Origin of the sequence: Paracoccus cavernae (genome assembly GCF_042430175.1) — a bacterium.
Classification (GTDB): domain Bacteria; phylum Pseudomonadota; class Alphaproteobacteria; order Rhodobacterales; family Rhodobacteraceae; genus Paracoccus; species Paracoccus cavernae.
In genome coordinates, this window is record NZ_JBHMDZ010000005.1 from 36777 (window position 1) to 57011 (window position 20235).

Below are 20235 nucleotides of genomic sequence, written 5' to 3' on the forward strand. Positions count from 1 at the left end.
GGGGGTGCGGGGGCAGCGCCCCCGCGCTATGCCTCAATCGCCGATAACCTCCGCCGTCTGGAGAACGGCGCGCAACAGCACATCCGCCCCCTTCGCGGCCCATTCGGGGCTGATCTCTTCGGCCTCGTTATGCGAAAGCCCGTCGACACAGGGGCACATGATCATCACGGTCGGCGCGACCTTGTTGATCCAGCAGGCGTCATGACCCGCGCCCGAAACGATATCCATACGGCTATAGCCGAGATCGTCCGAGGCCTGACGGATGCGCTCGAGCAGCACGGGATCGAAGGCGGGCGGATCGAACTGTCCGACGATCTCGGCCTTGAACTCGCAGCCGAGCGCGGCGCAGATTTCGGGCGCTTTCCCGAGATATTCCGCGACCATGGACAAAAGCACCGGCAAAAGGTGGCTGCGGAAATCGACGGTGAAGACAACCTTCTCGGGGATGACGTTGCGGCTGTTGGGATAGACGTCGATATGGCCGATCGCGCCCACGGCCGCGGGCTGGTTCTTCATCGCGATCTCGTGGACCAGCTCGGTGAGCTGCGCGAGGCCGCGCCCCGCATTGCGCCGCATCCGCATCGGCGTCGAGCCGGTATGCTGGCCCTTGCCGGTGACCGTGCACTCGATCCAGCGCAGACCCTGCCCGTGGGTCACAACCCCGATATCCTTGCCCTCGGCCTCGAGGATCGGACCTTGCTCGATATGATATTCGAACATGGCATGGATCTTGCGGTCCCCGGGCGTCTCGTCGCCCTGCCAGCCGATCCGCACCAGTTCGTCGCCAAAGCGCAGCCCCTTGGAATCGCGCTTGTCATAGGCCTGTTCCAAACCCAGCTCGCCCGCGAAGACCGCCGAGGCCATCATCGCGGGGGCGAAACGCGCGCCTTCCTCGTTGGTCCAGTTGGTCACGACAATCGGGCGGCGGGTACGGATGCCCTGATCTCGGATGGCGCGCACGACCTCGAGCCCCGCCAGAACACCCAGAACCCCGTCATATTTCCCGCCGGTCGGCTGGGTATCAAGGTGGCTGCCGATATAGACCGGATCAAGCGCGGGATCCTCGCCCTCGTGGCGCATGAACATGTTGCCCATGCGGTCGAGGCTCATGACCATGCCCGCATCTTCGCACCAGCGCTGGAAAAGGCGGCGTCCCTCGCCATCGGCATCGGTCAGCGTCTGGCGGTTGTTGCCGCCGGCAATGCCCGGTCCGATCCTGGCCATTTCCATCAGGCTGGCCCACAGCCTGTCGCCGTTGATCCGGATATTGCTGCCGATCGTCCGATCGGCCGAAGCCGCCCCGCTGTCGCTGGTCATCTTCCGTCCTTCCTGTCTGGCCGCCGTCTTCTCGCGAACGGTCGGTTGAATGGGTCTGTCCGTCTATCGTTTCGTCTGTCAGCCTGTCGGGCCACAGGGGAGCGCGCCCGGCAAGCCTTGGCTCAGGGCCGCAAATCCGGTTGCGGATGCGCGGATCGAGTGGATGACAAAGGGCTGTTCGGGCGCGTCTTGGCGCGCTCTGCCGGAACGCAGCTTACTGCTGCGCGCGTTCGGGTCGGCCTTTGCCTTGATACCATCGATCATTCCCTCACGAATATTGACCATTTGGTCAGGATCAGGCTAGCACGGGTAAAGAGTCAGTCAAGCTCCCGCGTGATGCTCCGGCCAAGAAGCTGCGCCGGACGTTCGCCACCCGACTGGAATTGCACCGGATTTGAGCATGAGCGAGCACGTCAGACCCCGCAGCAGGATCCAGCAGAAGAACCGCCAGATCATCCTTGATGCGGCTTTGCGCGAATTCGCGGCGCGCGGTTTCGCCGGCACCACCATCGACCAGATTTCCGAGGCGGCGCGGCTGTCAAAGCCCAATGTCCTCTACTATTTCGCGTCGAAAGAGGCGATCTACAGCCAACTTCTCGAGACATTGCTCGACCTCTGGCTCGCGCCTTTGCACATTATGGATCCGGCCGGAGAACCCAAAGAGCAGATCCTTGCCTATATGCACAGCAAACTGGCGCTCTCGCGCGATTTCCCGCAAGAAAGCCGGCTTTTCGCCAACGAGATCCTGCAGGGCGCGCCCCGTCTAGAGGCGATTCTCGGCGGGGGGCTGCGCGCGCTGGTCGAGGAAAAAGCCGCCGTCATCGCGCAATGGATGGAGGAGGGGCGGATTGCCCGTGTCGATCCCCATCACCTCATCATCTCGATCTGGGCGCTGACCCAGCATTATGCCGATTTCGAGATCCAGATTCGCGCGGTTCTCGGCCCCGATCGCGCGCCTTTCGACGAAGCGGGCGCCTTTCTGACCCATCTCTACGAGCGGCTTTTGGCCCAATAGCGCCGGATTTTCCGAGCGTTGCGTCACATCGCAAGGGCGCGATGATGGAACCTCACGCGCCATCTTGCCGTTTTGACAAAGCCGTGATTGCTATGCGCGGCAAACGCCCGCATCGTCGGGTCTCAGATAGGGTGCATCCCAGATGGCCGAAAGTGATCATCACGACGGCGACGACACCAGCCCGGAACCCCGCGGCAAGACCAAGCCCGCAGGTACCTCTCCATCCCCGACCAATCAAGGCACAGGAGCGGATAGCGCCGCGAAAGAGGACGACAATTCCGGACAGAGCTTTGCGCCCATGCCCGACAGCAACGCAGATCCCGCGCCGCCCGCCCATACCGAACAAAAGCTGAGTGCGGGCCTCGTGCTTGCCTGTCTCGGCGTGGTTTACGGCGATATCGGCACCTCGCCGCTTTACGCTTTGCGCGAATCCCTTGTCCATGCCCATGAAGAGGGCCTGCCCGAGGATGCCGTGATCGGCATCGTCTCGCTGCTCTTCTGGACGGTCATGCTGATCGTGTCGCTGAAATACGTCGTGCTGATCATGCGCGCCGACAACCGCGGCGAGGGCGGCACGCTGTCGCTGGTCGCCAAGGCGCAGGGCGCTTTGGGCAAAAAGCGCGCCTGGCCGATCTATCTTCTGGGCATCATCGGCGTCTCGCTGTTTTTCGGCGATTCGATGATCACCCCCGCAATTTCGGTCCTCTCGGCGGTCGAGGGGCTCGAGCTCATCACGCCCGCCTTCACCCCTTGGGTGGTGCCGCTGACCTGCGCCATCGTCATGGTCCTGTTCGCCGTCCAGCGTTCGGGAACCGAGGCGGTCGCGCGGCTTTTCGGCCCGATCATGCTGGTCTGGTTCGTCACGATGGGCGTCATCGGAGCGACCCATATTTTCGACGATGCCCGTATCCTTCAGGCGCTCAATCCGCTGCGCGCGCTCGATTTCCTGATCCATAACGGCTTTGGTGCGCTGCCGGTGCTCGGTTCGGTCTTTCTGGCCGTCACGGGTGCCGAGGCGCTTTACGCCGATATGGGCCATTTCGGGCGAAAGCCGGTGCGCGTCGCTTGGACGGGGCTGGTGCTGCCCGCGCTGACGCTCAGCTATCTCGGGCAGGGGGCGATGATCCTTGCCCATCCCGAAAACATCGGCAATCCCTTCTTCCTGATGGCGCCGGACTGGTTCCGCCTGCCGCTGGTTCTTCTGGCGACCATGGCGACGGTCATCGCGAGCCAGGCGGTGATTTCGGGGGCTTTTTCGGTCGCACAACAGGCGGTCCAGCTTGGGCTGACCCCGCGGCTCGAGATCCAGCACACCTCGGACAAACAGCTCGGGCAGATCTATATGCCGCGGGTCAATTCGATCCTGATGGTGGGCGTGGTGGCGCTGGTGCTGGCTTTCGGCAGCTCGGCCAATCTCGCCAATGCCTACGGTATCGCGGTGACGGGCGACATGGTCATCACCTCGATCCTCGCGATCATCGTCTTCCATTACGCATGGGGCTGGCGCTGGATCTGGGTGCTGTCGCTGATGCTGCCGATCCTTGCGATCGAGCTGATCTTCTTTGTCGCGAACCTCATCAAGGTGATCGACGGCGGCTATATCCCGTTGGTCTTCGCGGCGGGCGTCATCAGCCTGATGCTGATCTGGGTGCGCGGCACCACGCTTTTGCAGCGCAAGCTGAGCAGCGAGGCGATCTCCCTGAATTTTCTGGTCGACCGCCTGACCAAATCGCCGCCGACCATCGTGCCCGGCACAGCCGTCTTCCTGACCGCAGATCCGACGATCGCGCCAAGCGCGCTCATGCACAACCTCAAGCACAACCGCGTGCTGCACGAGCAAAACCTGATCACCAAGGTCGAGGTCGCCCATACCCCGCGCGTCGATCCCGAGGACCGGCTGCTCATCACGGGGATCGGTCCGCGCTTCTACACGGTCACCTGCCGCTTCGGCTATATGGAGCAGCCCAATGTGCCCAAGGCTTTGGCCCATGCCAAACGCTTCGGGTTGAAGTTCGATGTGATGGACACGAGCTATTTCCTCAACCGCCGCGCTTTGCGGGTGGGGCGTGCGCATCTGATGCCCGCATGGGCGGCGCGGATCTATGTCGGGCTTTACCGTTCGGCATCCGAGGCCACGAACTTCTACCGGCTGCCCTCGAACCGCGTGATCGAGCTGGGCCAGCAGATCAACATCTGATCGCGCGCCCCCGAAGACTGCGCGCGAAACGCCTCATGAAAAAGCCCCGTCCGATCTCTCGGGCGGGGCTTTTTCGTGGATCCGCCGTTGGCGACTTCAGGGACGCAGCGCCAGACGCAGGCGCGGCAGCGCCAGAAAGGCCGCGACCCACCCCAGCAATCCGCAAATCGCGATGGCGCCAACCATGCCGAGCGAGCCCATTGCGAAAAGCGGGCCGAAAACCGCGATCATCACCGCGCCGGTCAGCATCTGGATCGTGCCGCCAAGCGAAGAGGCAAGCCCCGCGATCTCGGGATGCGGATCAAGCGACATGACCATCGCAGTGGGCATCACCACGCCGTGGAAGGCATTGGCGAAGAAGAGCCCGATCACCACCACCGGCAAAGATACGCCCCCAAGCGCGAGGACCAGCGTCAGCAAACCGATGGCAAAGACGAAACCGGTCACGCCGAAAGCGATCAGCCGCTCCATTCCCAGTTTCTCGCCCAGATAACCCGCGAATTGCGATGCGGTGAAAAAGCCGATCGCATTGACCGCGAAGACGAAGGAGAAACCCGTGGGAGAGAGCTGGAAGTCCTCGGCATAGACGAAGGGCGCGGCGGCAAGATAGACGAAGAAGCTCGCCATCGAAAAGCCGCCGATCATCGAAAGCCCCATGAACTTGCCCGAACGCAGCAAGGTCCAGAGCCCGCGCAGCATCGCATCGGCGCGCACGGGTTGGCGGGCGTCCCGCGGCAGGGTCTCGGGAAGAACGAAGAGGATGAGCGCCAGCGCCAATACCGCCGCGGCGGCGAGGCAGGCAAAAATCATCCGCCAGCCCGCGAAGGCCAGAACGCCCGAGCCGAACATCGGTGCCAACATCGGCGAGACCGAGATCACGATCATGATCGCCGCCATCATCCGCGTCGCATCCGGCCCCGAGGACATGTCGCGCACGATCGCGCGCGGCACCACCATCAGCGTCGCCGCCCCGAAGGCCTGAAAGGCCCGCGCAATGATCAGCGTCGTCATATCGGGCGCAAGGATCGCCCCGATCGAGGCGACAAGGAACACCCCGACCCCGATCATCAGCGGCCGACGACGGCCGAGCGCATCGGCCATCGGGCCATAGATCATCTGGGCGATGCCGAAGACGAGGAAATAGATCGAAAGGGTCTGCTGCGCCACCGCCTGCGTCGAGTTCAGATCCTCGGCGATTTGGGGCAGGGCAGGAAGGTACATGTCGATCGCGAAAGGACCGACGGCGGAAAGCAGGCCCAGGATCAGGGCCATGCGGAACATGGAGCTTTGCATCGGAAAATCCGGTAACAGAATGTCTGATTGCGGCACCGCGTGATCGCGGAGGCCAGGACGGATGTTCGGAAAGGAGGTGACCTTTAACAGGGAGCGGCTTTTTCCACAATCGGGAAAACGCTTGCCCCCCTGCCCATGATCGGGCTCTGCGTTCGGACATAGGATCCGGACTACGACCGCGAGGTTTCGCCGCGCGCCTCAGTAACCGCGGCTGCGGTCCACGAGATGCAGCAGCGGCGCGCCCGACATCGCGCGACGCAGGTTTTCGGCCGCGACGGGGGCTGCGGTCTCGGGGCGGGTTGCGGCGCTGATATGGGGGGTGACTGTCACCCGCGGATGGGACCAGAAGGGATGCCCGGCAGGCAAAGGCTCGGCCGTGAAGACATCGAGAACGGCATGGCCCACCCGCCCCGCATCAAGCGCCGCGAGCAGATCCTCCTCGACCAGAACCGTGCCGCGTCCGGCGTTGATCAGCCATGCGCCCTCGGGCAGCATCGCCAAGGTCTCCGCGTTCAAAAGCCCGCGCGTGGCCGGCGTGTCGGGCAAAAGCGAGACGAGAATATCGGCCCCCGCCAAAGCCTGCCCCAATGCGGGCGCATCCAAGACCGTGATCCCCTCGACCGGCCGACCCGAGGCCGACCAGCCGGTCACGCAAAAACCCAAACCCCGCAGGCATTGCGCCAATGCACGGCCGAGCTCGCCCATGCCGAGGATGGTCACCCGCCGCGCGGAGGCCAACGGCGGCACGATCGCGTGACGCCAGATCCCGTCTTGCGTGTAATGGTCCATCCCGAGATGGGCGCGCATCACCCAGCCCGTGCAATATTCGCTCATCCCGCGCGCAAGGCCGGGGTCGACCATGCGGCACAAGGGCTGGGTCAGGGTCGGATTGGTCACGATACGCTCGACCCCCGCCCAGAGGCTCTGGACGACGCGGGCCTTGGTGAATGGGGTGAAATCGAGCGTGCTGCCGTCCTCGGGATAGCCCGGCGCATAGATCAGCGCATCGAAACTTGCAGGATCGCCTTCGCGGGCAAGGTCCATTTCGGGCGCGGCCGCGATCAGGGCGCGATGCCATTCGTCCCAATCCCGCGCGGGGGCCGCAAAAAGAACCTTCATCGCCTACCTTGGTCTGTGGACATGGGCCGATTGGACAATGCCGAAGGAAATCAAGACGATCATGATAGCGGTTCCGCCATAGCTGACCAGCGGCAAAGGCGAGCCCTTGGCGGGCAGAAGCCCCATGACCATGCCCATATTGATCGCCATATACAGAAAGAACGTTCCCGCAATGCCGATTGTCGTGAGACTGGCGAAACGGTCGCGGTTGGTCAGTGCCGAATGCAGGCAGAAGCCGAGGATCAGCATATACAGAACCAGCAGCGAGGCCGCGCCGACAAAGCCGAACTCCTCGGCCAGCGATGTGAAGATGAAATCCGTGTGCTTTTCGGGCAGGAAGTTCAGCCGAGATTGCGAGCCCTGCATGAAACCGCGCCCCGACCATCCGCCCGAGCCGAGCGCGATCTGCGCCTGCATGATGTTGTAGCCCGCGCCAAGCGGGTCCGAGCCCGGATCGAGGAAGGTGTCGATCCGGCGGAACTGGTAATCGTGCAGCAGCTGCCAATCGGTGCCGCGGCTCTCCATCACGGCGGTGACCATGGCGACGACAATCGCGATGACGCCCGCGAAATACCACAGGCTCACACCCGCCGCGAACATCACGATCCCGCCGCCCGCGATCAGCATGATCGACGTCCCGAGATCGGGCTGCATCAGCACGAGGCCGGTCGGCAGCAGGATCAGCAGGACGGGGATCAGCACCCAAAGCGGACGCGAGACCTTCTCGACCGGCAGCCAGTCGTAATAGACGGCGAGCGTCAGAACGAAGGCCACTTTGGTCAGCTCGGAGGGTTGCAGCTTGAAGGGCCCCAGATCGAGCCAACGCTGTGCGCCCATGCCGACATGGCCCATGGTTTCCACGAGGATCAGCAACAGTACGCAGACCACATAGGCCACGACCGAAATCGAGCGCCAGAACCAGATCGGCACGAAGGCCAGCCCCAGCATCAAGACCATGCCGACCGCGAAACGCACCATCTGCGGCCCCGCCCATCGGTCGATATCGCCGCCCGAAACCGAATAGAGCATCAGGAAACCGATGCAGGAGACGGCGGTGATCAGAAAGACCAGCGGCCAGTTGAGATAAAGGATCTTCTTGATGCCAGTCGGGGTCTGGGCAACCTTGTAATCGAGATAGCTCATCCGCTCAGGCCCGCGTCCGTGCCGTTTGCTGCGCCGCCACCGTCGGCGTGAGGTTGAGCTTGGCGCGCATCTCCTCGATCGCGCCGCGCTGGCTTTCGGGATAGGCGCTCAGGGGCGGCATGCCGCCGGCAAGCGCGAACAACAAGACGTCGCGCGCAATCGGCGCCGCCGCCGAGCCGCCGCCCATGCCGTGTTCGACCACGACCGAAACCGCATAGCGCGGGTTGTCATAAGGCGCATAGCAGACGAACAGCCCGTGGTCGCGGCGGTTCCACGGCAACTGCTCGTTGCGGATCACGCCGCGTGCGCGTTCGGCAGCGGTAATGTTGCGGACCTGCGAGGTGCCGGTCTTGCCCGCCATACGCCACTCCGGCGCGACGATGCGCGAGCGCGCGCCGGTCGCATGGGCATTGTTGACCACGGCATCCATGCCCTGTCGCGCGACACGCAGGCTCGATTCCGCGATGCCGAGGCTCGGGAACTCGGGCGCGGGCTGGGTGACGCCGTCGATCGAGCGCACCAGACGCGGCGCGACTTCCTTGCCGGTGGCGATCCGCGCGGTCATCACCGCAAGCTGGAGCGGCGAGGTCAGCACATATCCCTGACCGATGCTCGCGTTGATGCTGTCGCCGACCTGCCATTCCTGATTGTGGCGCTTGCGCTTCCAGTCGCGGTCGGGCGCAATCCCTTCGGCGACGGCCGACATCGGCAGGTCGTGGCGCGTGCCGAACCCCAGACGCCGCGCCATGGCCGACATCCGGTCGATGCCGATCTGTTGGGCGAGCTCGTAATAATAGACGTCGCAGGATTTTTCGAGGCTCTGGACCCCGTTGACCGAACCATGGCCGCCACGGCTCCAGCAGTGGAAGCGGCGACCGGCCACCTGCAGATAGCCCGGGCAATAGAAATGCGAGCCGCTGTTGATGATGCCGGCCTCGAGCCCTGCCAGCAGCGAGACCATTTTATAGGTCGAACCGGGCGGATAGACGCCCTGCACCGATTTGTCGGCCAGCGGGCGGTGATCATGGTTCATCAGCGCGCCATAATCCTGCGAGGAGATCCCGCGCACGAACATATTGGGATCGAAAACCGGCGAAGAGGCAATCGCCACGATATCGCCGTTGGTCACGTCGATCACCACCGCCGCGGCACTTTCGGTGCCCAGACGCTGGGTCGCGAAATTCTGGAGGCCCGCGTCGATCGTCAGCTGCACCGTCGCGCCTTGTTGGCCCTCCTGACGGCTAAGCTCGCGCATCTCGCGGCCAGCGCTGTTGACCTCGATACGGCGCGCGCCGGCTTTGCCGCGCAGCTCTTCCTCGAGCTTGGCCTCGATCCCGACCTTGCCGAGCTGGAATTCGGGCAGACGCAGAACCGGATCGGGCTCGTCGATCTTCGAGAGGTCGTAATCCGAAACCGGCCCGACATAGCCGATGACATGGGCGAAATCGGGACCGCGCGGATAGCTGCGCGAAAGGCCCGATTCAGGCGAGACGCCGGGCAGGGCGGGCGCGTTCACCGCGATCGAGGCGAATTCGTCCCAGCTCAGCCGGTCCGCGACACTGACGGGGGTGACGGCGCTGCGCCGGTCGATCTCGCTCATCAGGGTGGCGGTCTGGGTGTCGCTCATCGGGATGATCTGGCGCAGGCGGCCGATGACGGCGCTGACATCGCCCGCTTCCTCGCGGGTGATGGTGACGCGGTAATTCTGCTCGTTGCCCGCCAGAACCGTACCGTTGCGGTCGAGGATCAGCCCGCGCGCCGGCGGAAGCAGACGGATCTTGATCGAGTTGCCGTCCGAAAGCATGCGGTATTCTTCGGCGTGATCGAGCTGCATCGAGCGCAGCTTCATCCCCAAGGCCCCGATGACGCCAAGCTGGACGGAGCCCAAAAGCAGGCCGCGCCGCGAGATGCTGCGGGTGCTTTCGACGATTTCCTTGGGAGATTTCCGCATGTTCAGCGCTGCCTCATGATATCCGCCTCGATATAATCGGCGCGGCGCAGACCAAGGGTCCAACGCGTGACGACCACGACAAGCGGATAGGTGAGAATGGTGGCGAGCATTTGCAAGATGACCTGACCGAGCGACGGCATATCGACGAAGAAGAGCGCGAGAACAAAGCGGTTGGCGAGCACGATCAAGGCGATCAGGATCGCGACGCGCAGCCATTCAACCATGAACGGCAGCTCGCGCCAACGGTGCTCACGGTGACGTGCAGCCTCGGTCGCGAGGATGACAAGCGCCGTCCACAGCCCCAGCGGGCGCAGCATCAGGATATCCTCGATAAAGAAAACCGCTCCGATCAGAAGGACAGGCACTTGTTCGGGGCGGCGCAGCACCCAGGCCAGCGTCACGCAGAGCATCAGATCGGGTCCGGGCCAGCCGATGCTGCCGGGCGCGAGCGGCAGCAGCCGCACCAGCAAAATCGCAAGCATGACCAGCGTATACAGGATCATGCCGATGTAGCGGCGGTGGCGGACATGCTCCATCACTGCCGACCGCTGTCGGTGGGCGCACCCTCGGTCTGGGCGGCCTCGGGGAGGCGGTCGGGCATGCGGGGGCCGACGAATTCCGGCGGCGGCGGCGGGATCAGACGACCCGAATCCGCAAGCTGCTCGGCGGGATGGCTGCGCAGCACGCGCAGGAATTCGAGCCTGCCGTAATCGGCGGCCATACGCACGCGCAAACGCCCGTCGGTCGCCATCGCCAATTGGCCGATCAGCAGGCCTGGCGGGAAGACCCCGCCGTCACCCGAGCTGACGACACGGTCGCCGGGGCGGACATTCTCGGGGCTTTCGATGAAATCGAGAACCGGCAGCGAGGTGTTGTCGCCGCCCATCAGCGCGCGCTGCCCCGAGGGCTGGATGATCACCGGAATGCGCGAGGAGGGGTCGGTCAGCAGCATGACGCGGCTCGTGGTTTCCCCCACGCCCGAAATGCGGCCGACCAAACCCAGCCCGTCCATCGTGGCCCAACCATCGACGATCCCGTCTCGCGCGCCGACGTTCAGCAGCACCGACTGGCGGAAGGCCGTGCCGCTATCGGTCAGCACCACGCCCGAGACCGAGGTCAGCGCGGGATCGATGCGGACGTTGTTTTGCGCCAGAAGCTTGGCGTTTTCCTGTTCCAGCTGGACGGCGGCCTCTTTCCAGGCGGACATCTTCTGCAGCTCGCGGCGCAACTCCTGGTTCTGGTCGTAAAGCCGCGCATAGGATTGGTAGCCCGCCACCATATTGCTGACTTTGGTCAGCGGCAGCAGCACCCATTCGAAACCGGGCACGAAGCGGTCGACGAAAGCCGCGCGCATCCGTTCCGCGCGCGGGCTGTCGATCTTCCAGAACAGGAAAGCGGCCAGCAGGACGATAACCAGCAGCGAAACCAGAATTCGCCGGACCGGAGACGCGAAATCAGGGCCTTTACGCGCCACGATAAAGCCTTAGCTGTCGTAGTCGATGACGTGGCGCAGTTGCTTTTCGAACTCGAGCGCCTTGCCGGTGCCCAGTGCGACACAGTTCATCGGCTGGTCGGCCAAGGTGATCGACAGGCCGGTTTGCTCGCGCAGGGCCAGATCGAGATCGCCGAGCATCGCACCGCCACCCGTCAGCATGACGCCGCGGTCGACGATATCGGCGCCCAGATCGGGCGGGGTCGCTTCAAGCGCGACCATAACGGCCTCGCAGATCTGCTGGACCGGCTCGGCCAGAGCTTCGGCGACCATGGCTTGGGTGATTTCCATTTCCTTCGGAATGCCGTTCAGAAGGTCGCGACCGCGCACCATCATGGCGGCGCCGCGCCCGTCGTCGGGCATGCGAGCGGTACCGATCTGCGTCTTGACGCGCTCGGCGGTAGATTCACCGATCAGAAGGTTATGGCTGCGGCGCAGATAGTTGATGATCGACTCGTCCATTCGGTCGCCGCCGATACGGACCGAGCGCGCGTAAACCACATCGCCGAGCGACAGGACCGCGACTTCCGTGGTGCCGCCGCCGATATCAACCACCATCGAGCCGGTGGGATCGGTGATCGGCATGCCCGCACCAATAGCGGCCGCGATCGGCTCGGCGATAAGGCCCGCCTTGCGCGCGCCTGCCGACAGAACCGACTGGCGGATCGCGCGCTTTTCAACCGGCGTCGCGCCATGGGGCACGCAGACGATGACTTTCGGCTTCGAGAAGGTCGTGCGCTTGAAGACCTTCTTGATGAAATATTTGATCATTTCCTCGGCGCTGTCGAAATCCGCGATGACGCCTTCGCGCATCGGACGGATCGCCTCGATCGAACCGGGGGTGCGGCCCAGCATCAGCTTGGCGTCTTCGCCGACCGCGAGAACCTGCTTCTTGCCGTCCTTGACGTGGAATGCGACCACCGAGGGCTCGTTGAGGATGACGCCCTTACCCTTGACATAAATCAGCGTATTCGCAGTGCCGAGGTCGATTGCGATATCGGTCGAAAACAAACCGCCGAAAGCCATGTCAGAAATTCCTTTCACGCCGGTCTTTGCCGGCCTGCCGATTACGCCCCATGTCGCCTAGCCGCGACAGCATGTCACGTTACGACTGGCTTCATATAAGGCGGCAATCATCCGCCGAAAACCTATTTTTTTCGTTCGTTTCCGCCGATGGGCGAAATTCGCCGAACTTTGTTGGCGGCAGTTCGCCGATGGCGGCACGATTGGCGCCGATTTCCCCGAACCCGTTGAAAAAGGCGCGCCAGAACCCTGCCGCGCCTTCATTTTTTCTCTCAGAACGCTTGTGGCGGGCTTAATGCGAATATTGCGTGATGCCTTTGGTATCGGCATCGGGCGCGGTGTTGGCGCGGCGCAGGATCAGGTGGTTCAGCGCACCGACATAGGCCTTGACGCTGGCCAGAATGGTGTCGGTATCGGCAGCCTGACCGTTCACGATCCGGCCCTTTTCCTCGAGACGGACCGAGACGGTCGCCTGCGCATCGGTGCCGTCGGTCACGGCATGGACCTGATAGAGCTTCAGACGCGCCTCGTGCGGGAAGATCTGCTTGACCGCGTTGAAACAGGCATCGACCGGACCGTCGCCGGTGGCATGGACCGTCTTCTCTTCGCCGCCGACCAGCAGGGTCAGATCAGCCGATTGGCCGTCGGTGCCGCAAACCACGCGCAGATGCTTGACCTGCAGGTGGTCGTCTTCGGTATTGGCGGCGCTGTCCTGCATCAGCGCGACCAGATCCTCGTCGTAGATCTCTTTCTTGCGGTCGGCCAGCGCCTTGAAGCGGACGAAAATATCCTTCAGCTGGTTGTCGCCGACCTCGTAGCCCAGCTCGGCCAGTTTCGAGCGCAGCGCGGCGCGGCCCGAATGTTTGCCCATCGCGATATTGGCCTCGTTCAGACCGATATCGGCGGGGCGCATGATCTCGAAGGTCTCGACGTTTTTCAGCACGCCGTCCTGATGGATGCCCGACTCGTGCAGGAAGGCGTTTTTGCCGACGATCGCCTTGTTGAACTGCACCGGAAAGCCCGAGACCTGCGCGACGCGGCGCGAGATCCCCATGATCTTGGTGGTGTCGATGCCGGTGGTATAGGGCATGATGTCGTGGCGCACGCGCATGGCCATGACGACTTCTTCCAGCGCGGTATTGCCCGCGCGCTCGCCCAGACCGTTGATCGTGCATTCGATCTGGCGCGCACCGGCCTCGACCGCGGCGAGGCTGTTGGCCGTCGCCATCCCCAGATCGTTGTGGCAATGGGTCGCGAAGATGATGTTGTCGGCACCCGGAACACGTTCCAGCAGCATGCGGATCAGATCGGCGGATTCGCGCGGCGCGGTATAGCCGACGGTATCGGGAATGTTGATCGTGGTCGCACCGGCCTTGATCGCGATTTCGACCACGCGGCACAGATAGTCATGTTCGGTACGCGTCGCATCCATCGGCGACCATTGCACGTCCTCGCACAGGTTGCGGGCATGGCTGACGGTCTGCTCGATGCGCTCGGCCATCTGGTCCATATCCAGATTGGGAATGGCACGGTGGAGCGGCGAGGTGCCGATGAAGGTATGGATGCGCGGGCGGCGGGCGTGTTTCACCGCCTCCCAGCAGCGGTCGATATCGCCGAATTGGGCGCGGGCCAGACCGCAGATCACCGAGGTTTTCGCATTTTTCGCAATCTCGCTGACGGCAGCGAAATCGCCTTCGGAGGCGATTGGGAAGCCCGCCTCGATGACGTCGACGCCCATATCGTCCAGCATGCCGGCGATTTCCAGCTTTTCGGCATGGGTCATGGTTGCACCCGGCGATTGCTCGCCGTCGCGCAGGGTGGTGTCGAAGATGACGACGCGGTTTTTATCGGACATTGGTTCGTTCTTTCTTACGCTTGAGCTTTTGGGAACCGGGCGCATCCTCGCTGAGCGGTGGCCCGGAGACCCGCTCAGTGAAGCGTAAGAAGAAGCAGGCCACGGAGGCTTACGACAAAGCGCGCGCTCGATTGCGCGTTCTGGGTCGAAGATATGTTTCGTGTCCGTGTCATGGCGTGAACTATAATGACCCAATTCCTGGGATGAAAGACCTAAAGTGCGCGCCAGCCGATATCGCGGCGATAAAAGCCCTGCGGCCAGTCGATCGCATCGGCCAAAGCATAGGCACGGTCGCGCGCTTCCCGAAGGCTCGCCCCCCGCGCGGTCGCCGCCAGAACGCGACCGCCGATCGCGATGACCTGCCCGTCCTTTTCGGCCGTGCCCGCGTGGAAGACCTTGTTCGCGCTGTCGTCGGGCAGATCCGCCAGACCCGAAATCACGCTGCCTTTGACATAGGAGCCAGGATAGCCTTCGGCGGCCAGCACGACGGTCAGCGCATGGTCATCGGCCCAATTGACGCGGGCATCGGACAGGCGACCCTCGGCACAGGCGAGAATCGCGTCGAGGATCTGCGCGCCCAGACGCATCATCAGAACCTGACATTCGGGATCGCCGAAACGGACGTTGTATTCGACCAGACGCGCGCGCCCGTCCTTGATCATCAGACCGGCAAAGAGCACGCCTTGGAATGGCGTGCCGCGCCGTGCCATTTCGGCAATCGTCGGGCGCACGATCTCGGCCATGACCTGTTCCTGCAGGGCAGGGGTCAGCACCAGCGCGGGAGAATAGGCCCCCATGCCGCCGGTATTGGGGCCGGTATCGCCTTCGCCGACGCGCTTGTGGTCCTGCGCCGAGCCGATCGGCAGGCAATCGACCCCGTCCGAGAGGATGAAGAAGCTGGCCTCTTCGCCCTCCATGAATTCCTCGATCACGACCTCCGCGCCGGCATCCCCGAAAACACCGCCGAAAGCGTCGTCGATCGCGGCAATCGCTTCGGCCTCGGTCATGGCGACGGTCACGCCTTTGCCCGCAGCCAGACCATCGGCCTTGACGACGATCGGTGCGCCTTTTTCGCGGATATAGGCATGGGCGGGACCGGCCTCGTCGAAACGCGCCCAAGCGGCGGTCGGTGCGCCGCAGGCATCGCAGATCTCTTTGGTGAAGCTTTTCGAGGCTTCGAGCTTGGCGGCCGCAGCCGAGGGGCCGAAGACCAGTATGCTGGCCGCGCGCAATGCATCGGCGATGCCGACCGCCAAAGGTGCCTCGGGGCCGACAACGACCAGATCGACGGCGGCCTCTTCGCAAAAGGCGATGACGGCGGGGGCGGAGAGGATGTCGATATCCACACAGCGCGCCACCCCTTCGATCCCGGCATTCCCCGGCGCAACGAACAGTCGGTCGCATTTGGGGTTTTGGCGAATGGCCCATGCCAGCGCGTGTTCGCGCCCGCCACTGCCGAGGATGAGGATATTCATGCGCAGCCCTTCCTTCTTGCTCGCCCGCGTTCTAGTCTGACTGCCCTGACGGAACAAGCCTTGCGAGGACGGGATGGAGCTCTTTGACGACGGGCCGGAAGATAACGGCGAGGCCGGCTCGAATGCCCATGAATTCACCGTCTCGGAAATTTCGGGCGCGGTAAAACGCTCGATCGAAGACCAGTTCGGCCGCGTGCGGGTGCGCGGCGAAGTTGGCCGTGTCTCGCGGCCGGCCTCGGGGCATCTCTACTTCGACCTCAAGGACGACCGCTCGGTTCTGGCCGCGATCACCTGGAAAGGGCAGGCGGCCAAGCTTGTGACGCGCCCCGAGGAAGGCATCGAGGTCATCGCGACAGGTCGCCTGACGACCTTCCCAGGCCAGTCGAAATACCAGATGATCGTCGACCAGATCGAGCCTGCCGGCGCGGGCGCGCTGATGATGATGCTCGAAAAGCGCCGCAAGGCTCTGGCCGCCGAGGGGCTCTTCGACGAGACCCGCAAACGGCCCTTGCCCTATCTGCCCGATGTGATCGCGGTGGTGACCTCGCCCTCGGGTGCGGTGATCCGCGATATTTTGCACCGGCTGCGGGACCGTTTTCCCAGCCGCGTCCTGATCTGGCCGGTGGCGGTGCAGGGGCAGGAAAGCGCGCCGCAGGTGACGGCGGCGATCCGCGGGCTGAACGCGCTCGACGGCTCGGGGCCGGTGCCGCGCCCCGATCTCATCATCGTGGCGCGCGGCGGCGGCAGCCTCGAGGACCTCTGGGGCTTCAACGAGGAATCGGTCGTGCGCGCCGCCGCCGAAAGCCGCATCCCGCTGATTTCCGCCGTGGGCCATGAAACCGATACGACGCTGATCGACTTCGCCTCGGACCGCCGCGCGCCGACGCCGACCGCCGCCGCCGAAATGGCGGTGCCGGTCCGCGCCGAACTCGCGCTCCGGCTCGGCGATCTGCAGGGCCGCATGGGCCGCGCATCCCAAACCCGCATCGCTTTGCCGCGCCAGCGCCTGCAGGACCTCGGCCGCGCTTTGGGTCGCCCCCAAAGCCTGACGGATCCGGCACGCCAACGGTTCGATCTTTTCGCCGGACGGCTCGAGCCCGCCTTGCGCCAATTCGCCCGCTCGCGCCGCGAAAGACTGAATGCGCTGGCCTTGCCCGCAGCTCTTTTGCGTAGCGCGACACGGGCGGGCAACCAGCGCCTCACGGCGCTCGGACAGAAACTTCCGCCGACGCTTGCCCGCTCTCTCGCTTTGCGCCGCGAACGCATCACCCGTCTGGGCCAAAGCCTGACCAACAGCCGCGCCCGCCTGATCGCGGATGCAGGACGCGGGATCGCGCGCGACAAGGACCGGCTGGCGGCACTCGACGCCCGCCTCGGCCTCGCCATCACGCGCGCGCTGCCGGCACGCCGCGAGAGCCTCGAGCGCCTCGACCGCCTGCGCCAGACGCTCGGCTATACCGAAACGCTCAAACGCGGCTTTGCCGTGATCCACGGGCCGAATGGCCTGCTGACAAGCGCCAAAGCCGCCCGGAAAGCGACCCGTTTCGAGATCGAATTCCAGGACGGCCGCATGGCCGCCCTTCCCGAAGGAGTCGATCCGGCAATGCCCAAACCGCGCAAGGGCAAAGCCGAAGAGCCGCCCGAAGGCGGCCAGCAATCGCTTTTCTGAGCACCATCTTTCATACGGAAATATCCCGGGGGAGGCCCGCAGGGCCGGGGGCAGCGCCCCCGCCCGCCGCCTGCCGGCAGTCGCGCTCAGCTTTCCTTCGGGCGCAGCATCAGCCAGATCAGCGCACCACCCGCCAGAACCAGAAACGGCAGCATCGCCAGATTGACCGCGCTCCAGCCGGTTTGGACATTGCCGCTCAGGCAGTTCATCAACCCGCCAGACGAGAGCGAGGCCAGAAACACCCCGCCAAAGACCACTGCGTCATTGAGCCCCTGCAAGCGCGCCCGCTCTTCGGGACGCTGCGCCTTGGTGAGCATGGCGGTCGCGCCGATATAGCCGAAGTTCCAGCCAGCGCCGAGCAGAACCAGCGCCAGATAGAAATGGCCGAGTGCCACGCCCGAAAGCGCGACCGCACCAGCACCGGCCAGAATGACCAGCCCCGTCGCCATGATCCTCGCCGCGCCGAAACGCGCAATCAGATGGCCGGTAAAGAACGAGGGCAAAAACATCGCGATGACATGGCCCGAGACGATATTGGCCGCATCCGACGTCTCGAAGCCGCAGCCCACCACCGCCAAAGGCGTCGAGGTCATAACGAGGTTCATCAGCGCATAGGTGACGGTGGCGCAGATCATCGCGACCGCGATCTCGGGCGTACGGATCAGCGCGCGCAGACTGCGCCCGCCGGTTGCTCCGGCGGCCGAGGCTTTCGGCTTGGGAATGTCGAGAAAGGCAAAGAGGAACGGTCCGACCAGATTGAGCCCGATAATCGCCGCATAGGTCGCCATAAACGGCACTGCGACAAGATCGGTGGTCTGACGCACCAGAAAGGGACCGAGCAGAGCCGAGCTCAGCCCCGCCGCCATCACCCAGGAAATCGCGCGCCCCTGATACGAGACCGGCGCGCAATCGGTCGCGGCAAAGCGGTAAAACCCCTGTGCCGCCATATAGACGCCTGTCAAAAGCCCACCGAGCGTGAAGAGCAGGAAAGAGCTGTACCACAGCCCCGCAAAGGCCACCGCAGCACCTGCGGCACCCGCGATGCAGGAGAGCACGAAACCCGCCTGACGCCCGTGCCGCTCCATGAAGCCCGCGAGCGGACGCGCCGACAGGGCCGAGCCGAGAATGATCATCGACAAGGGCAGGGTGGCGATGCAGGGATTGGGGGCAAGCATCTGCCCAGCAAGCCCGCTGACGACAAAATTCATCGGCATCTGCGCACCGAGAATGCCCTGCGCCATCGCAAGGATCACCACATTGCGTTTGGCGCGGCCCAGATCCTCGATCGCGACCGCCTCTTGCCCGACAATGCCGCTCATGGCATTAGCGCCCCAAGGCTGCCGCGGCTTTGGCGCGGGCCTCGATCGCGGCCCAATCGGCGGCGGCGACATCGGCATCGGGCGCGATCCAGCTGCCGCCGACGCAGGGAATGCTGGGCAGTGCCAGATAGGTCGGCGCGCTCTCCAGCGTCACGCCGCCGGTCGGGCAGAAGCTGATCTGAGGCAGGGGGCCGGCAAGAGATTTGAGGTATTTGACCCCGCCCGCGGCCTCTGCGGGAAAGAATTTCAGCATGTCGTAGCCGGCTTCGAGCAGCAGCATCGCCTCGGATGCGGTGGCAGCCCCCGGCAAAAGCGGCAAAGCCTCGTCGATACAGGCCTGGACAAGCGCCTCGGTTGCGCCGGGCGAGACGGCAAAGCTCGCGCCCGCATCCTTGGCGCGCTTCACGTCGTCGCGCGTCAGAACCGTGCCCGCTCCGACATGGCCGCCCTCGACCCGCGACATGCGCCGGATCACCTCGAGCGCGGCGGGAGTGCGCAGGGTCACTTCCAGAACCGGCAATCCGCCGGAAACGAGCGCCTCGGCAAGCCCCACGGCCCGCTCGGCATCACCGACCACGAGCACCGGAATGACCGGAGCAAGGTTGCAAAGTTCGCGGTTGCGGGCGGATTGGGCTTGGGGGGTCATGTCTGCTCCATCGATAACGCGCTGAAATTGCGCTTTTCCCGAGCGAGCCGCAAGCCTTGGCTACCGCCCGCAGCCCGCTTAGCCGCCGAAACTGCGCGAACCGCTCGACCGCGTGGTTGCAGATTGGCCGAAACCGCCGCGCTGCGAGACCTGCGCCTGCGTCATCGGCGGCTTGCCGATGGTCGAAGGCGCTTTGTTGAAGGTCGAGGTCGCGACCTTGCCGGTGCCGCGGTTCGAGGCAAAGCTCTGGTCGCCCTTGGGCGTCGAATAGCTGCCGTTGGCGTTCTGCACCATCGGCTGCGAGAAGATCCCGCCGCCGCGCGACATCATCGAGCCCATCATGTAGCCCATCAGCAGCGGCATGAAGGAAAAGCCGCCGCCGCTGTTCTGGGCCTGCTGCTCGCCCGCCGGCGTTCCTGCCGGAGCCGCCGCGGCAGCCGGATCGCCGCCGCAATTGCCCACGCCATGCTCTTGCTCGCACAGCTCTTTGGATTCGTAGCGCGGCGCGGTTTCGAGATATTCGGCCTCGGCAGCGGCGAAATTGGTGCGGCAATCAGCCTCGGTGAACCAGAGGCTGTTCTCCTTGCTCGCGGCGATACAGCTCGCGAGATCGGGGAAGGATTGCGCATCGACACGTTCATCCTCGCAAGCGGCAAGGCCGAGCACGGCCGAACCGGCAAGGATCAACGCCACATGGCGGGAGCGTTTGCGTTTCGACATG

The 20235-nt window shown here is 64.3% G+C and carries 16 protein-coding genes; 3 read left to right on the plus strand and 13 right to left on the minus strand.

What is annotated here, in order from left to right; translation table 11 throughout:
* Positions 1-33: 33 nt before the first annotated feature.
* Positions 34-1317, minus strand: a complete 1284-nt coding sequence (locus tag ACFFUC_RS05620) for a Zn-dependent hydrolase (protein ID WP_377684346.1) — start codon at positions 1315-1317, stop codon at positions 34-36.
* 400 nt (positions 1318-1717) lie between these two features.
* Between ACFFUC_RS05620 and ACFFUC_RS05625 the strand changes: the two genes are divergently transcribed.
* Both ACFFUC_RS05625 and ACFFUC_RS05630 read left to right on the plus strand, forming a co-directional pair.
* Positions 1718-2332, plus strand: a complete 615-nt coding sequence (locus ACFFUC_RS05625; RefSeq protein ID WP_377684347.1) for a TetR family transcriptional regulator C-terminal domain-containing protein — start codon at positions 1718-1720, stop codon at positions 2330-2332.
* A gap of 142 nt (positions 2333-2474) precedes the next feature.
* Positions 2475-4529, plus strand: coding sequence for a potassium transporter Kup (locus ACFFUC_RS05630; RefSeq protein ID WP_377684349.1), 2055 nt, complete (start codon positions 2475-2477; stop codon positions 4527-4529).
* Between the two features lie 96 nt (positions 4530-4625).
* Here the strand turns inward: ACFFUC_RS05630 and ACFFUC_RS05635 are convergent, their stop codons facing one another.
* From ACFFUC_RS05635 to purD, 9 genes are all read right to left on the minus strand, one after another.
* Positions 4626-5822 carry a multidrug effflux MFS transporter gene (locus tag ACFFUC_RS05635; protein ID WP_377684350.1) on the minus strand — a complete coding sequence of 399 codons (1197 nt, stop codon included), beginning with the start codon at positions 5820-5822 and terminating at the stop codon, positions 4626-4628.
* Between the two features lie 198 nt (positions 5823-6020).
* A complete protein-coding gene (locus tag ACFFUC_RS05640) occupies positions 6021-6941 on the minus strand; it encodes a 2-hydroxyacid dehydrogenase (RefSeq protein WP_377684352.1) in 921 nt (306 codons plus the stop codon).
* 3 nt (positions 6942-6944) lie between these two features.
* Entirely contained in the window at positions 6945-8084 is a 1140-nt protein-coding gene (rodA, locus tag ACFFUC_RS05645) for a rod shape-determining protein RodA (RefSeq protein ID WP_377684354.1), read from the minus strand.
* A gap of 4 nt (positions 8085-8088) precedes the next feature.
* Positions 8089-10035, minus strand: a complete 1947-nt coding sequence (gene mrdA / locus ACFFUC_RS05650; RefSeq protein WP_377684356.1) for a penicillin-binding protein 2 — start codon at positions 10033-10035, stop codon at positions 8089-8091.
* 2 nt (positions 10036-10037) lie between these two features.
* Complete coding sequence (locus tag ACFFUC_RS05655; RefSeq protein ID WP_377684747.1) at positions 10038-10571, minus strand: rod shape-determining protein MreD; 534 nt, start codon at positions 10569-10571, stop codon at positions 10038-10040.
* Positions 10571-11509: a rod shape-determining protein MreC gene (gene mreC / locus ACFFUC_RS05660; RefSeq protein WP_377684357.1), complete on the minus strand. Its 939-nt coding sequence runs from the start codon at positions 11507-11509 to the stop codon at positions 10571-10573. Before mreC ends, ACFFUC_RS05655 begins: the two co-directional genes overlap by 1 nt.
* Positions 11510-11518: 9 nt before the next feature.
* Complete coding sequence (locus ACFFUC_RS05665; RefSeq protein ID WP_377684359.1) at positions 11519-12553, minus strand: rod shape-determining protein; 1035 nt, start codon at positions 12551-12553, stop codon at positions 11519-11521.
* 289 nt (positions 12554-12842) lie between these two features.
* The gene (locus ACFFUC_RS05670; protein ID WP_377684361.1) at positions 12843-14405 is read right to left on the minus strand and encodes a 2-isopropylmalate synthase; all 1563 of its coding nucleotides are present in this window, start codon (positions 14403-14405) and stop codon (positions 12843-12845) included.
* A 212-nt stretch (positions 14406-14617) separates the two neighbouring features.
* The gene (gene purD / locus ACFFUC_RS05675; RefSeq protein WP_377684363.1) at positions 14618-15880 is read right to left on the minus strand and encodes a phosphoribosylamine--glycine ligase; all 1263 of its coding nucleotides are present in this window, start codon (positions 15878-15880) and stop codon (positions 14618-14620) included.
* Between the two features lie 73 nt (positions 15881-15953).
* On the opposite strand from purD, the gene xseA reads away from it, so the two are divergent.
* Positions 15954-17549 carry an exodeoxyribonuclease VII large subunit gene (gene xseA / locus ACFFUC_RS05680; protein WP_377684365.1) on the plus strand — a complete coding sequence of 532 codons (1596 nt, stop codon included), beginning with the start codon at positions 15954-15956 and terminating at the stop codon, positions 17547-17549.
* Between the two features lie 86 nt (positions 17550-17635).
* Here the strand turns inward: xseA and ACFFUC_RS05685 are convergent, their stop codons facing one another.
* The 3 genes from ACFFUC_RS05685 to ACFFUC_RS05695 all read right to left on the minus strand — a co-directional run bounded on the left by ACFFUC_RS05685 (position 17636) and on the right by ACFFUC_RS05695 (position 20234).
* On the minus strand, positions 17636-18868 hold the full coding sequence (locus tag ACFFUC_RS05685) for an MFS transporter (protein WP_377684366.1): 1233 nt from the start codon (positions 18866-18868) through the stop codon (positions 17636-17638).
* Between the two features lie 4 nt (positions 18869-18872).
* Positions 18873-19514, minus strand: coding sequence for a bifunctional 4-hydroxy-2-oxoglutarate aldolase/2-dehydro-3-deoxy-phosphogluconate aldolase (eda, locus tag ACFFUC_RS05690; protein WP_377684368.1), 642 nt, complete (start codon positions 19512-19514; stop codon positions 18873-18875).
* A 78-nt stretch (positions 19515-19592) separates the two neighbouring features.
* A complete protein-coding gene (locus tag ACFFUC_RS05695; RefSeq protein ID WP_377684369.1) occupies positions 19593-20234 on the minus strand; it encodes a DUF1190 domain-containing protein in 642 nt (213 codons plus the stop codon).
* Position 20235: the final 1 nt, after the last annotated feature.